Consider the following 14,877-nt stretch of genomic DNA (forward strand, 5'->3'; position numbering starts at 1 on the left):
GAATCTTCAAGAGCCAGCCAGCCTTGCGACCGACCGGCTCTGCACTCACCGATTACGCCGCGCCCTGACCTTCAGCCAGGAAGAACCAGGTTTCCAGTACCGAGTCCGGGTTCAGCGAAACGCTTTCAATGCCCTGCTCCATCAGCCACTTGGCCAGGTCCGGGTGGTCCGAAGGCCCCTGGCCGCAGATGCCGATGTACTTGCCAGCCTTGTTGCAGGCGGCAATGGCATTGGCCAGCAGCTTCTTGACCGCAGGATTACGCTCGTCGAACAGGTGGGCGATGATCCCCGAGTCACGGTCCAGGCCCAGGGTCAGTTGGGTCAGGTCGTTGGAGCCGATGGAGAAACCATCGAAGTACTCCAGGAACTCGTCAGCCAGAATGGCGTTGGACGGCAGTTCGCACATCATGATCACGCGCAGGCCGTTCTCGCCGCGCTTGAGGCCGTTTTCAGCCAGCAGATCAACTACTTGGCTGGCCTCGCCCAGGGTGCGCACGAACGGCACCATGATTTCGACGTTGGTCAGGCCCATCTCGTTGCGCACGCGCTTCAGGGCGCGGCATTCGAGCTCGAAGCAGTCACGGAAGGATTCGCTGATGTAACGCGAAGCACCGCGGAAGCCCAGCATCGGGTTCTCTTCTTCCGGCTCGTAGAGCTTGCCACCGATCAGGTTGGCGTATTCGTTGGACTTGAAGTCCGACAGGCGCACGATGACCTTCTTCGGTGTGAACGCCGCAGCCAGGGTGCTGATGCCTTCAACCAGCTTGTCGACGTAGAAGTCCACAGGATCGTGGTAGCCGGCAATACGCTTGTCGACGCTGTCCTTGATCTCTTGTGGCAGCCCGGCGTAGTTCAGCAGTGCCTTGGGGTGCACGCCGATCATGCGGTTGATGATGAACTCCAGGCGGGCCAGGCCCACGCCGGCGTTCGGCAGCTGGGCGAAGTCGAAGGCACGGTCCGGGTTGCCGACGTTCATCATGATCTTGAACGGCAGCTCCGGCATGGCATCCACCGAGTTCTGCTTGATGTCGAAGCCCAGTTCGCCTTCGAAGATGAAACCGGTGTCGCCTTCAGCGCAGGAAACGGTCACGCCCTGGCCATCTTTCAGCAGCTCGGTGGCGTTGCCGCAACCCACTACTGCCGGAATGCCCAGCTCGCGAGCGATGATTGCTGCGTGGCAGGTCCGGCCGCCGCGGTTGGTGACGATGGCGCTGGCGCGCTTCATCACCGGTTCCCAGTCCGGGTCGGTCATGTCGGAGACCAGCACGTCGCCGGCCTGGACCTTGTCCATCTCGGACACGTCCTTGATGATCCGCACCTTGCCGGCGCCAATGCGCTGGCCGATGGCACGGCCTTCCACCAGCACGGTGCCGGTTTCCTTGAGCAGGTAGCGCTCCATGACATTGGCCTGGGTACGGCTCTTCACGGTTTCCGGACGAGCCTGGACGATGTACAGCTTGCCGTCGTCGCCGTCCTTGGCCCATTCGATGTCCATCGGGCACTGATAGTGCTTCTCGATGATCATCGCCTGCTTGGCCAGCTCGCTGACTTCAGCATCGGTCAGGCAGAAACGCGCGCGATCGGCGGCGTCCACGTCCACGGTTTTCACCGAGCGACCAGCCTTGGCTTCGTCGCCGTAGATCATCTTGATCGCCTTGCTGCCCAGGTTGCGGCGCAGGATGGCCGGACGACCGGCTTCAAGGGTGTTCTTGTGGACGTAGAATTCGTCCGGGTTGACCGCGCCCTGTACCACGGTTTCACCCAGGCCATAGGCGCCGGTGATGAAGACCACGTCACGGAAGCCCGATTCGGTGTCGAGGGTGAACATCACGCCGGCAGTGCCGGTTTCCGAACGCACCATGCGCTGCACACCGGCAGACAGGGCCACCAGCTTGTGGTCGAACCCCTGGTGCACGCGGTAGGAAATGGCGCGGTCGTTGAAGAGCGAGGCGAACACTTCCTTGGCAGCGCGAATCACATTGTCCACGCCACGGATATTGAGGAAGGTTTCTTGCTGGCCGGCAAAGGAGGCGTCCGGCAAGTCTTCGGCAGTGGCCGAGGAACGCACGGCCACGGCGATGTCGGGATTGCCCGCCGACAGTGCGGCGAAGGCGGTACGGATCTCGGTGTTGAGGCGCTCGGGGAACTCGGCCTCCATGATCCACTGACGGATCTGCGCGCCGGTCTTGGCCAGGGCGTTGACGTCATCGACATCCAGCGCATCGAGCGCTGCATGGATCTGGTCGTTCAGACCACTCAACTCAAGAAAATCACGATAAGCCTGAGCTGTCGTGGCGAAGCCACCAGGGACCGATACGCCCGCACCTGCGAGGTTGCTGATCATCTCGCCCAGGGATGCGTTCTTGCCCCCCACATGCTCAACATCGTGTTTGCCGAGCTTATCGAGGGAAACTACGTACTCTACCAAGGTGATCTCTCCACTAACTGTGTTGGAAAAGCTCAGAAGCCGGCTGCTCCAGGGAGCGTTTGCCCGCTATATGGCCTGGACCTGGAAAATAAGTGAGAATGCGGGCCATTCCCGGCCGACAAATCGCGCCTATCATATCCAAGAATCGTCACTAGCTTAAGGCCCAAGCCGCAAATGAAACGATCTGCTTTCTTTATCTCCGACGGTACCGGCATCACAGCGGAAACCCTCGGCCAGAGCCTGTTGGCGCAGTTCGAAAACGTTACCTTCAGCAAATTCACGCGGCCGTATATCGACAGCATGGAAAAAGCGCGGGCCATGGTACAACAAATCAATATAGCCGCCGAAAAAGACGGCCATCGCCCGATTATCTTCGACACCATCGTCAATCAGGACATTCGTGAGATCCTCGCGACCTCCAATGGTTTCATGATCGACATCTTCTCGACCTTCCTCGCGCCCCTGGAACAGGAGCTGAGCGAACATTCCTCCTACTCCGTCGGCAAATCCCACTCCATTGGCCACAACTCCAACTACATGGAGCGGATCGAGGCGGTGAACTTCGCCCTGGACAACGACGACGGCGCCCGCACCCACTACTACGACAAGGCTGACCTGATCCTGGTGGGCGTGTCGCGTTGCGGCAAGACCCCGACCTGCCTGTACATGGCCATGCAATTCGGCATCCGCGCGGCCAACTACCCGCTGACCGAGGAAGACATGGAGCGCCTGCAGCTGCCCAATGCCCTGCGCGCCCACAAGCACAAGCTGTTCGGCCTGACCATCGACCCCGACCGCCTCACCGCGATCCGCAACGAGCGCAAGCCCAACAGCCGCTATTCCAGCTACGCCCAGTGCGAATTCGAAGTGCGCGAAGTGGAAAACCTGTTCCGCCGCGAAAACATCCCCCACATCAATTCCACCCATTTCTCGGTGGAAGAGATCTCGGCCAAGATCCTCGTGGAAAAAGGCGTGGAACGGCGCTTCAAGTAACCTCTGCGCGACCGAAGGCGAGGCCCTCACTGCCCCTCGCCTGCCGCCCTACCAGCGGGACAGCCCGCTCTCCTGCTTCAAGGCCGCGGCCAACGCGGCAAAGCCGTCCTGCAGCCGACGATCATCCGCGGAGGTATTGCAGACACTTGCCCGGACGAATTGCGGCACCGCCGCCTGGCCCACGGCAAAGGCTTCGGCAGTGGCCACCAGGTATCCCTGATGCTTGAGATCCGCCTCGATTTCAGAGGCACGCCACGGCTCCGGAACCCTGATCCAGAAATGCGGGCAACCCTCCGGACTGCGCCACTCCAGCCCCTGCAACACCTCCGTGACCAGCTCCTTGCGCCGGGCGATTTCGGCCATCTGCTGCTGACGCAGGCGCTCGGCAACTCCCGTGTCGATCCAGCCCGCTACCAGCTCCAGCGGCAAAGGCGTGGCCATCCAGCAGGTGGCGCGTACCGCTGCGGCCAAACGTCCCACCAGGGGCGACGGCGCATGCAGGAAACCGACCCGCAGCCCTGACGCCACGGCCTTGCTCAGGCTGCTGATCAGCACCGTGCGCTCCGCTGCGAAATGGGCCAGGGGCGCCGGGCGCCGCTCCATCAGCACGGCGTGGGTTTCATCCTCCAGAATCAACAGGTTATGCCGGCGACAGAGCTCTGCCACGGCCTCGCGCCGCGCAGCGGACTGCACCGCAGCCGTGGGGTTTTGCAGGGTCGGGGTGCAATACAGCGCTGAAATGCGGTGCTGCCGGCACGCTTCGTCCAGGGCCTCCGGCAACAGCCCCTGTGCGTCCATCGGCAACCCCAGGAGCTTGATGCCCAACATTCGCGCCGTGCTGATCAAGCCCGGATAGGTCAGGTGTTCAGTGGCCAGGGTATCGCCGGGCTTGAGCAGTGCCAGCAAGGCGACATGCAAGCCGTGCTGGGCGCCGTTGACGCAAATCACCTGCTCGGGATCCGCCTGCAGGCCATCCTGGGTCAGCCAGCGCGCACCCGCGGCGCGATACCGCGCCAGACCGGCCTCGGCGCTGTAACGGGCGATTTGCTGCAGTCCCAAAGGATCTTCTGCCAATGCCCGCAAGCCCTGAGCGATGAAATGGCTTTCCTGGCCGGGAATATGGGTGTTGCGGCTCATGTCGAACAGCGCCTCCGGCTCCTCGGCGACGTTGCGAAAGCCGCTGTCGCGCTGGCGCTGCAAACCGTCCTGGCGCACATAAGTACCATCGCCGACCCGTGCCACCACCTGTCCCAGGCGTTCCAGCTCGGCGTACGCGCGGCTGATGGTGCCAATGGTCACGCCCAGCTTGTCCGCCAGCAGGCGATGGGGCGGCAGTTTGCTACCGGGGGCCAGCGTACCCTCGGCAATGGCCTTTTCCAGGGTCTCGGCCAGTCGCTTGTATTTGGCGCCCACCCCTTCCTGCAATGCGGAACGCATCATTGACACTGTGTCAATACTTACTTTGACAGCCATCATTTTCACCAATAGCGTTGCTCAAGGGCTCAATTACCGCAAATGACTCGCCCAATATAGAGGTCAATTGCTCATCACGAAAGGAATGCCTGCGTGAATAACAGCACCGTCATATCCGACACCCGGGCCCTGCCCCGCCCCTGGCTTGCCACCCTGGTGACCTGCACCCTGTTCCTGATTGTCTGCCTGAGTTGGGGCACCACCTGGCTGGGCATCAAGATTGCGGTGCAAAGCGTGCCGCCACTGACCGCCGCAGGCCTGCGCTTTCTGATTGCCTTTCCGCTGTTCGCCTGTTTTGCCTGGCTGCGCCGCGAGCCGCTGATGTTTCCCAAGGGCAGCCGGGGCTTCCTGGTATTCGTCACCCTGTGCTACTTCAGCCTGCCCTACACCCTGCTCAACTACGGCGAGGTGCACGTTTCCTCCGGCCTGACCGCGCTGCTGTTCAGTTGCATGCCGGTGTTCATCCTGATTTTTTCCGCCCTGCTGCTGCGGGAGAAGATTCACCTGGCGCAACTGCTCGGCATCGCCATCGGCTTTGCCAGCCTGTTCCAGATCATTCGCGGCCAGGGCCTGCTCAGCGACCACAATGAACTCTCGGGAGTACTGGCAATTCTCGGCGCGGCGCTGCTGCATGCATTGTGTTACGTGGTCACCAAGAAACACGGCAGCGCCATCAGCGTCATCACCTACAACACCTTGCCGATCGGCATCGCCGGTCTACTGCTGTGCCTGGCGGGGTTGGGGATCGAGCACCCGGACTTTTCCGCCATCAGCCCGCGTTCCTGGGGCGCCCTGCTGTATCTGGGGCTGGCGGCTTCGGTGGGTGGGTTCATTGTCTATTTTTTCCTGCTGAAACGACTGAACCCGGTGATCCTGTCCTTCGTGTTCATCATTTTTCCGGTGTTCGCGGTGATCATCGGCGCCTGGTACGAAGGCCAGAGCCTGTCCCGGGACCTGCTGCTGTATTCCTCGACCTTGCTCGGCGGTTTCGCCATCACCAAACTGCCCCTGGACAAATGGCTGTCCGGAAAGCCCGCCCGACGCTAAAGAGATTCTGTAGGAGCGAGCTTGCTCGCGAAGGCTTTTAGGACACCGCGTCCGCCCAGCGAGCCCACGTCATCATTGACGTTCATCGCGAGCAAGCTCGCCCCTACAAGGGTGGGTTTCAGATCACCAGCAGGTCGACGAACCGGTGCACCGGCGTCGCCTCAAGCCGCGCCTGATCCTTGCACAGCTGGAAAATCTGCGTCGAACGCTGGGCCGTGAAACGCGTGGCCAGGTTGGCCTTGAACTTGTCTTCCAGCAGCGGGATGCCTTCGGCGCGGCGGCGCCGGTGGCCAATGGGGTATTCCACCGCGACCTGCTCGGTGCTGGAGCCGTCCTTGAAGAACACCTGGATCGCATTGGCAATGGAGCGCTTGTCGGCCTCCAGGTATTCACGGGTGTAGCGAGGCTCTTCGACGATATGCATCTTCTCGCGCAACTGATCGATGATCGGGTGCGCGGCATGGAAATCGTCCTCGTAATGCTCGGCCACCAGGGTGCCGAAGGCCAGGGGCACGGCGGTCATGTATTGCAGGCAGTGGTCGCGGTCGGCGGCATTGGCCAGCGGCCCGACCTTGGAAATGATGCGGATCGCCGACTCATGGGTGGTGATGACGATGCGGTCGATTTCGTGCAGGCGGTTGCGCACCAGAGGATGCAAGGTCACCGCCGCTTCGCAGGCCGTTTGCGCATGGAATTCTGCCGGGAAACTGATCTTGAACAGCACGTTTTCCATCACGTAGCTGGCGTATTTCTGCGTCAGGCTGAACTGCCGCTGGCCCTCGGGTTTGAGCGCCAGGTCCTTGTTGGTATGGCTGAACAGCACGTCATAGAAGCCCCACTGCGGCGCCGTCAGGACGCCGGGAATGCCCATCTCGCCACGCAGGGCGATATCCGCCAGGCGCACTCCACGGCTGGAGGCATCCCCCGCCGCCCAGGATTTGCGCGAACCGGCATTGGGTGCATGGCGATAGGTACGCAGCGCCTGGCCATCGACAAAGGCCTGGGACAGTGCCGCCAGCAACTGCTCGCGATTGGCCCCCATCAGCTTGGCGCACACTGCGGTGGAAGCCACTTTCACCAGCAGCACATGATCGAGGCCGACACGGTTGAAGGAGTTTTCCAGGGCAATCACGCCTTGAATCTCATGGGCCATGATCATGGCCTTGAGCACATCATTCATGGTCAGCGGTGCTTCGCCATTGGCCACGCGCTTTTGTGACAGGTGATCGGCCACCGCGAGAATTCCCCCGAGGTTGTCCGAGGGGTGGCCCCATTCGGCCGCGAGCCAGGTGTCGTTGTAGTCCAGCCAGCGCACGATGCAGCCGATGTCCCAGGCCGCCTTCACCGGGTCGAGGCGATAGCTGGTACCGGGCACCCGGGCACCGAAAGGCACCACGGTGCCTTCGACGATCGGCCCCAGGTGCTTGGTGCATTCGGGAAAACGCAGGGCCAGCAGGCCGCAGCCTAGGGTGTCCATGAGGCAATTGCGTGCGGTATCGAGGGCCTCTCGGGAGTCGATGGAATAATCCAGGACGTAATCGGCAATGTCCTGCAGGACCTGGTCGTAATCGGGACGGTTGTTCAGGTCAACGTTGCTGCTCATGAGCGCTTCACTCCAGTACAGGATGGTAGGTGGTGTCGATTCCTCAGTGACAGGTTCAGGTCAATAACGGCATCGCAGGTCTGCGCCTGCTCAGCGATTCAATCACAACCAGCGGCTGTGGCGAGGGAGCTTGCTCCCGCTGGACAGCAAGCCCCTCCACAGCAAGCGCTTCTCTTCCTAGAAACTGTCGCCGGGCACTCGCACCCAGCCTTCCATCAGCACCCGCGCGCTGCGGCTCATGATGGCCTTGACCACCGTCCAGTCACCGCCGCTCCGGGTGGCTTCGGCGCCGACGCGCAAGGTGCCCGAGGGATGGCCGAAACGTACCGCGCTGCGCGCGCCACCACCGGCCGCCAGGTTGACCAGGGTCCCGGGAATCGCCGCCGCGGTACCTATGGCCACCGCCGCGGTGCCCATCATCGCGTGGTGCAGCTTGCCCATGGACATGGCCCGCACCAGCAGGTCGACGTCCCCGGCCTTGATCGCCTTGCCGCTGGAGGCCTGGTAGTCCGCAGGCGCGGCGACAAAGGCCACTTTCGGCGTGTGCTGGCGCTGGGCGGCTTCATCCAGGTGTTTGATCAGGCCCATGCGCAGGGCGCCATGGGCGCGGATGGTCTCGAACATCGCCAGGGCCTTGGGGTCGCCATTGATATCGCCCTGCAGCTCGGTACCGCGATAGCCGATGTCTGCCGCGTTGACGAAGATCGTCGGAATCCCGGCATTGATCAGGGTCGCCTTGAAGGTGCCCACACCGGGCACTTCCAGGTCGTCCACCAGGTTGCCGGTGGGGAACATCGAACCGCCCGCACCCTCTTCCTCGGCTGCAGGGTCAAGGAACTCCAGCTGCACTTCGGCCGCCGGGAAAGTCACGCCGTCCAGCTCGAAGTCGCCGGTTTCCTGGACCTCGCCGTTGGTGATCGGCACGTGGGCGATGATGCTCTTGCCGATATTGGCCTGCCAGATGCGCACCACCGCCACGCCGTTCTGCGGAATGCGCGCCGGGTCCACCAGGCCGCTGCTGATGGCGAAGGAGCCCACTGCCGCCGAGAGGTTGCCGCAGTTGCCGCTCCAGTCGACAAAGGCCTTGTCGATGGCCACCTGGCCGAACAGGTAGTCGACGTCGTGGTCGGCCTTGATGCTCCTGGACAGGATCACCGTCTTGCTGGTGCTGGACGTGGCGCCGCCCATGCCGTCGATCTGCTTGTCATAGGGATCGGGGCTGCCGATCACCCGCAACAGCAGGGCATCACGGGCTGCGCCCGGCAGTTGGGCCGCCTCGGGCAGGTCCTGCAGGTTGAAGAACACGCCCTTGCTGGTGCCGCCACGCATGTAGGTGGCGGGAATCTTGATCTGCGCTACGAATGCCATGAATTTCAGGTCCCGATAATGACCGGGGGTGGCGCCTTGCGGCCCGCCCCCGGTACGTTGCTTAGCTGGCTACTGCCGATTCCAGGAAGTCCTGGGCGAAGCGTTGCAGCACCCCGCCCGCCTCGTAGATCGATACCTCTTCGGCGGTGTCGAGGCGGCAGGTCACCGGCACCTCGAGCCGCTCGCCGTTCTTGCGGTTGATCACCAGGGTCAGTTGCGCCCGAGGCGTGCGCGCGCCGATCACGTCGTAGGTTTCAGTGCCGTCGATACCCAGGGTCTTGCGGTCGGTGCCCGCGAGGAACTCCAGCGGCAGCACGCCCATGCCCACCAGGTTGGTACGGTGGATGCGCTCGAAGCCTTCGGCGACGATGGCTTCCACCCCCGCCAGGCGCACGCCCTTGGCTGCCCAGTCGCGGGACGAGCCCTGGCCGTAGTCGGCACCGGCAACGATGATCAGCGGCTGCTTGCGCTGCATGTAGGTTTCGATGGCTTCCCACATCCGCGTCACTTTGCCTTCCGGCTCGATCCGCGCCAGGGAACCCTGCTTGACCTTGCCGTTTTCCTGGACCATTTCGTTGAACAGTTTCGGGTTGGCGAAGGTCGCGCGCTGAGCGGTCAAGTGGTCACCACGGTGGGTCGCGTAGGAGTTGAAGTCCTCTTCCGGCAGGCCCATTTTCGCCAGGTACTCGCCGGCCGCGCTGCCCGCCATGATGGCGTTGGACGGCGACAGGTGGTCGGTGGTGATGTTGTCCGGCAACACCGCCAGCGGGCGCATCCCGGTCAGGCTGCGCTCGCCGGCCAGGGCCCCTTCCCAGTACGGCGGACGGCGGATGTAGGTGCTCTGCGGGCGCCACTCATACAGCGGCTCGACTTTCGGGCCGGTGTCTTCGTGGATGGCAAACATCGGGATGTAGACCTTGCGGAACTGCTCCGGCTTGACCGCCGCCTTGACCACCGCATCGATCTCCTCATCGCTCGGCCAGATGTCCTTGAGGCGGATTTCCCGGCCGTTGGCGTCCAGGCCCAGCACGTCCTTTTCGATATCGAAACGGATGGTGCCGGCAATGGCGTAGGCCACCACCAGCGGCGGCGAAGCCAGGAACGCCTGCTTGGCGTAAGGGTGGATGCGCCCATCGAAGTTGCGGTTGCCCGAGAGCACGGCGGTGGCGTACAGGTCGCGGTCGATGATTTCCTTCTGGATCACCGGGTCGAGGGCACCGGACATGCCGTTGCAGGTGGTGCAGGCAAAAGCCACCACGCCAAAGCCCAGTTGCTCCAGCTCATGGCCCAGGCCGGCCTCTTCCAGGTACATGGCCACGGTTTTCGAACCCGGGGCCAGGGACGACTTGACCCATGGCTTGCGGGTCAGCCCCAGCTTGTTGGCGTTGCGCGCCAGCAGGCCGGCGGCGATCACGTTGCGCGGGTTGCTGGTGTTGGTGCAACTGGTGATGGCGGCGATGATCACCGCGCCGTCCGGCATCTGCCCCGGGGTTTCGGACCACTGCCCGGCGATGCCCTTGGCCGCCAGGTCGCTGGTGGCGACCCGGGCGTGCGGGTTGCTCGGCCCGGCCATGTTGCGTACCACCGATGACAGGTCGAACTGCAGGCCGCGCTCGTAGCGTGCGCTCTTCAGGCTGTCGGCCCACAGGCCGGTGTGCTTGGCGTAGCTTTCGACCAAACGCACCTGCTCGTCTTCACGGCCGGTGAGCTTGAGGTAGTCGATGGTCTGCTGGTCGATGTAGAACATCGCCGCCGTGGCGCCGTATTCCGGAGCCATGTTGGAGATGGTGGCGCGGTCGCCCAGGGTCAGCGCAGCGGCACCTTCGCCAAAGAATTCCAGCCAGGCCCCCACCACTTTCTGCTTGCGCAGGAACTCGGTCAGCGCCAGCACCATGTCGGTGGCGGTGATGCCCGGTTGCAGCTTGCCGGTGAGCTCGACACCGATGATGTCCGGCAGGCGCATCCACGAGGCGCGGCCGAGCATGACACTCTCGGCTTCCAGGCCGCCCACGCCGATGGCGATCACCCCCAGCGCATCCACGTGGGGGGTGTGGCTGTCGGTGCCGACGCAGGTATCAGGAAAGGCCACACCGTCGAGCACCTGGATCACCGGGGACATTTTCTCCAGGTTGATCTGGTGCATGATGCCGTTGCCGGGCGGGATCACGTCGACGTTCTTGAAGGCCTTCTTGGTCCAGTTGATGAAGTGGAACCGGTCTTCGTTGCGCCGGTCTTCGATGGCGCGGTTCTTGTCGAAGGCGTCCGGGTCGAAACCGCCGCACTCCACCGCCAGGGAGTGGTCGACGATCAACTGGGTCGGCACCACCGGGTTGACCAGCGCCGGGTCACCGCCCTGGTCGGCGATGGCGTCGCGCAGGCCGGCCAGGTCCACCAGTGCGGTCTGGCCAAGAATGTCGTGGCACACCACACGGGCCGGGAACCAGGGGAAGTCCAGGTCGTCGCGGCGTTCGATCAGTTGGCCGAGGGAAGCGTTGAGGGTTGCCGGATCACAACGGCGCACCAGGTTTTCCGCCAGTACGCGGGAGGTGTAGGGCAGGCTGTCGTAGGCGCCTGGCTTAAGCGCATCGACCGCCGCCCGGGCGTCGAAATAGTCCAGTTGGCTGCCGGGCAGCGTCTTGCGAAATTCACTGTTCATGGTCAGGGCTCGGTCACGGTAGTTTCAAAGGGAGCGCCTGGCACCGTGTTGAATGGGCATCTATCCCTTGCAGGAGCGAGCTTGCTCGCGATGACTGAATCAGGTCCGACATCGCTGTCGGCTGGTCCATCGCTATCGCGAGCAAGCTCGCTCCTGCAGGTGCTGCGGTGCATTCAATCAACAGTACCGGCGCCCTCCCGGTCAGCGGCGCTCGATTGGCACGAACTTGCGCTGTTCAACGCCGATGTACTCGGCGCTTGGACGGATGATGCGGTTGTTGGCACGCTGCTCGAACACGTGGGCGGCCCAGCCGGTCAGGCGCGAGCAGACGAAGATCGGTGTGAACAGCTTGGTCGGGATGCCCATGAAGTGGTACGCCGAGGCGTGGTAGAAATCGGCATTGGGGAAGAGTTTCTTCTGCTCCCACATGGTCTTGTCGATGGCTTCGGACACCGGGAACAGCACCTTGTCACCGACTTCGTCAGCCAGCTTCTGCGACCAGCCCTTGATCACCTCGTTGCGCGGGTCGCTGTCTTTGTAGATTGCATGGCCAAAGCCCATGATCTTGTCCTTGCGCTCGAGCATCCGCAGCAACTCGGCAGTCGCCTCCTCGGGGCTCTGGAAGCGCTCGATCAGCTCCATCGCCGCTTCGTTGGCGCCGCCGTGCAGCGGGCCGCGCAGCGAACCGATGGCCGCGGTGACACAGGAATAGAGGTCCGACAGGGTCGAGGCACAGACCCGGGCGGTGAAGGTGGAGGCATTGAATTCGTGCTCGGCATAGAGGATCAGCGAGACGTTCATCACCTTGACGTGCAAGTCACTGGGCTTCTTGCCATGCAGCAGGTGCAGGAAGTGGCCACCGATGGTCTGCTCGTCGCTGACGCAATTGATGCGCACGCCTTCGTGGCTGAAGCGGTACCAGTAGCACATGATCGCCGGGAAGGCCGCCAGCAGGCGGTCGGTGACGTCGTGCTGCTGGGAGAAATCCTTCTCCGGCTCGATATTGCCCAGGAACGAGCAACCGGTACGCATCACATCCATCGGATGGGCCTGGGCCGGTATGCGCTCCAGCACTTCCTTCAGCGCCTGTGGCAGGTCGCGCAGCTTGCTCAGCTTGGCGCTGTAGGCGGCCAGTTGTTCCTGGGTCGGCAGGTCGCCGTACAGCAACAGGTAGGCGACTTCCTCGAACTGCGCATCGGCCGCCAGTTCGCGCACGTCATAGCCGCGGTAGGTCAACCCGGCACCGGCCTGGCCCACGGTGGACAGCGCGGTTTGCCCGGCCACCTGGCCGCGCAGACCTGCACCACTCAATACTTTTGCTTCGGCCATTGCTCTCTCCAATCTTGAATTTGTTAGGGACTTGGCAACTTCACGGGTCGGGGCTCCCCCGACAGTGCAGGAGCGAGCTTGCTCGCGATCCGGGCCCGCGCGCCCCAGCGAATCAGGGGCTGCGCGTTATCGCTGACGGCCATCGCGAGCTAGCTCGTTCCCACAGGGATTGATTCAGCCTTTCTTCTGCGCGAACAGCGCATCGAGCTTCTGCTCGAAGCTGTGGTAATCGATGCGCTCGTACAGTTCCATGCGGGTCTGCATGGTGTCGATCACATTTTGCTGGGTACCGTCGCGACGGATCGCGGTGTAGACGTTTTCTGCGGCCTTGTTCATGGCACGGAACGCCGACAGCGGGTACAGCACCAGGGAAACATCCACGGATTTCAACTGTTCGGTGGTGTACAGCGGTGTGGCGCCGAATTCGGTGATGTTGGCCAGGATCGGGGCTTTCACCCGATCGGCGAAGATCTTGTACATCTCGAGCTCGGTGATGGCTTCCGGGAACACCATGTCGGCGCCGGCCTCGATGCACGCCGCGGCGCGTTCCAGGGCCGACTCCAGGCCTTCCACCGCCAGGGCGTCGGTGCGCGCCATGATCACGAAGCTGTCGTCGGTACGGGCATCCACCGCGGCCTTGATTCGGTCGACCATTTCCTGCTGGGAAACGATCTCCTTGTTAGGGCGGTGACCGCAGCGCTTGGCGCCGACCTGGTCTTCGATATGGATCGCCGCGGCGCCGAACTTGATCATCGACTTGACGGTACGCGCCACGTTGAAGGCCGACGAACCGAAACCGGTGTCCACGTCCACCAGCAGCGGCAGGTCGCAGACGTCGGTGATACGACGCACATCAGTGAGGACGTCGTCCAGACCGGTAATGCCCAGGTCAGGCACGCCGAGGGAGCCGGCAGCGACCCCGCCGCCCGACAGATAGATGGCCTTGAAACCGGCGCGCTTGGCCAGCAGGGCATGGTTGGCGTTGATCGCGCCGACCACTTGCAACGGCTGTTCGCTGGCGACCGCATCGCGGAAACGCTGGCCTGGAGTGCTCTTGTTGGAACTCATGACTCACCTCGTGGAGTGGCTGTCTGATGGGCGCTGTCCTGGTAGTGACGCGCGATATTGCGTTTCGAGGCGCCGATGTGGCGGCGCATCAACAACTCGGCCAGTTCGCCGTCGCGATCGGCAATGGCATCGAGAATCCGGTGATGTTCGGCAAAGGCCTGGTGCGGGCGATTGGGGGTCGCGGAAAACTGGATGCGGTACATGCGCACCAGTTGATACAGCTCGCCACAGAGCATCTGCGTGAGGGTGCGGTTGCCGGCGCCCTGGATGATCCGGTAGTGGAAGTCGAAGTCCCCTTCCTGCTGGTAGTAGCCGACGCCGGCCTGGAACGCCGCATCGCGTTCGTGGGTATCGAGCACCCGGCGCAGTTCGTCGATTTCCTCGGTGGTCATGCGCTCGGCCGCCAAGCGACAGGCCATGCCTTCCAGGGACTCACGGATTTCGTAGAGTTCGATCAGCTCGGCATGGCTCAGGGACACCACCCGGGCGCCGACATGGGGCACCCGCACCAGCAGGCGCTGACCTTCCAGGCGGTGGATGGCCTCGCGCAGCGGGCCGCGACTGATGCCGTAGGTGCGCGCCAGTTCAGGCTCGGAGATCTTGCTGCCCGGGGCGATCTCGCCCTTGACGATGGCCGCCTGGATCCGCCGGAAGACGTTTTCGGACAGGGTTTCAGAATCGTCCTGTGCCTGCATCGGGTGTTCGAGTTGACCCAGCATATTGTCGACACCTTTAAAATCAATGAGGCAAAAATTAGCCAATACACCGAAAACAGTCAAAGGAAAAATAGAGATTGTCGACAATCGTCTAATAACCCTAAGCGCCAGAGCAAGACAAAAGGCCCGCCCCGGGCGCTGGCGCCATAAAACCAGCATGCTAGAATGCCGCCCGCATTGGCCTGTCATCGTTTTA

General features: G+C 62.9%; 10 protein-coding genes. 2 read left to right on the top strand and 8 right to left on the bottom strand.

The annotated features are described in order from the left end of the window. Window positions 1–52: 52 nt before the first annotated feature. Window positions 53–2,428 (bottom strand): phosphoenolpyruvate synthase, encoded by a 2,376-nt coding sequence (gene ppsA / locus ACUXVH_RS19945; RefSeq protein WP_041116859.1) that lies wholly within the window; start codon window positions 2,426–2,428, stop codon window positions 53–55. 174 nt (window positions 2,429–2,602) lie between these two features. Here ppsA and ppsR point away from each other — a divergent pair, with 174 nt between their 5' ends. Then, window positions 2,603–3,421 carry a posphoenolpyruvate synthetase regulatory kinase/phosphorylase PpsR gene (ppsR, locus tag ACUXVH_RS19950; protein WP_011060188.1) on the top strand — a complete coding sequence of 273 codons (819 nt, stop codon included), beginning with the start codon at window positions 2,603–2,605 and terminating at the stop codon, window positions 3,419–3,421. Between the two features lie 48 nt (window positions 3,422–3,469). On the opposite strand, the gene ACUXVH_RS19955 is transcribed toward ppsR, so the two are convergent. Then, window positions 3,470–4,894: an aminotransferase-like domain-containing protein gene (locus ACUXVH_RS19955; RefSeq protein WP_065364694.1), complete on the bottom strand. Its 1,425-nt coding sequence runs from the start codon at window positions 4,892–4,894 to the stop codon at window positions 3,470–3,472. A gap of 93 nt (window positions 4,895–4,987) precedes the next feature. On the opposite strand from ACUXVH_RS19955, the gene ACUXVH_RS19960 reads away from it, so the two are divergent. Further along, a complete protein-coding gene (locus tag ACUXVH_RS19960) occupies window positions 4,988–5,941 on the top strand; it encodes a DMT family transporter (RefSeq protein ID WP_065363439.1) in 954 nt (317 codons plus the stop codon). A 118-nt stretch (window positions 5,942–6,059) separates the two neighbouring features. Here ACUXVH_RS19960 and prpD read toward each other — a convergent pair whose 3' ends face one another. From prpD to ACUXVH_RS19990, 6 genes are all read right to left on the bottom strand, one after another. Then, complete coding sequence (prpD, locus tag ACUXVH_RS19965) at window positions 6,060–7,544, bottom strand: 2-methylcitrate dehydratase (RefSeq protein ID WP_011060185.1); 1,485 nt, start codon at window positions 7,542–7,544, stop codon at window positions 6,060–6,062. Window positions 7,545–7,721: 177 nt separating this feature from the next. Continuing rightward, a complete protein-coding gene (gene prpF / locus ACUXVH_RS19970) occupies window positions 7,722–8,912 on the bottom strand; it encodes a 2-methylaconitate cis-trans isomerase PrpF (RefSeq protein WP_015634743.1) in 1,191 nt (396 codons plus the stop codon). Between the two features lie 61 nt (window positions 8,913–8,973). Beyond that, window positions 8,974–11,568, bottom strand: a complete 2,595-nt coding sequence (gene acnD / locus ACUXVH_RS19975; RefSeq protein WP_065363438.1) for a Fe/S-dependent 2-methylisocitrate dehydratase AcnD — start codon at window positions 11,566–11,568, stop codon at window positions 8,974–8,976. Between the two features lie 201 nt (window positions 11,569–11,769). Further along, entirely contained in the window at window positions 11,770–12,897 is a 1,128-nt protein-coding gene (gene prpC / locus ACUXVH_RS19980) for a bifunctional 2-methylcitrate synthase/citrate synthase (RefSeq protein ID WP_011060182.1), read from the bottom strand. A gap of 174 nt (window positions 12,898–13,071) precedes the next feature. Continuing rightward, a complete protein-coding gene (prpB, locus tag ACUXVH_RS19985) occupies window positions 13,072–13,965 on the bottom strand; it encodes a methylisocitrate lyase (RefSeq protein WP_011060181.1) in 894 nt (297 codons plus the stop codon). Then, window positions 13,962–14,684 carry a GntR family transcriptional regulator gene (locus tag ACUXVH_RS19990; protein WP_065363437.1) on the bottom strand — a complete coding sequence of 241 codons (723 nt, stop codon included), beginning with the start codon at window positions 14,682–14,684 and terminating at the stop codon, window positions 13,962–13,964. Before ACUXVH_RS19990 ends, prpB begins: the two co-directional genes overlap by 4 nt. Window positions 14,685–14,877 lie beyond the last annotated feature (193 nt).

The organism is Pseudomonas sp. 8(2025) (assembly GCF_052665325.1).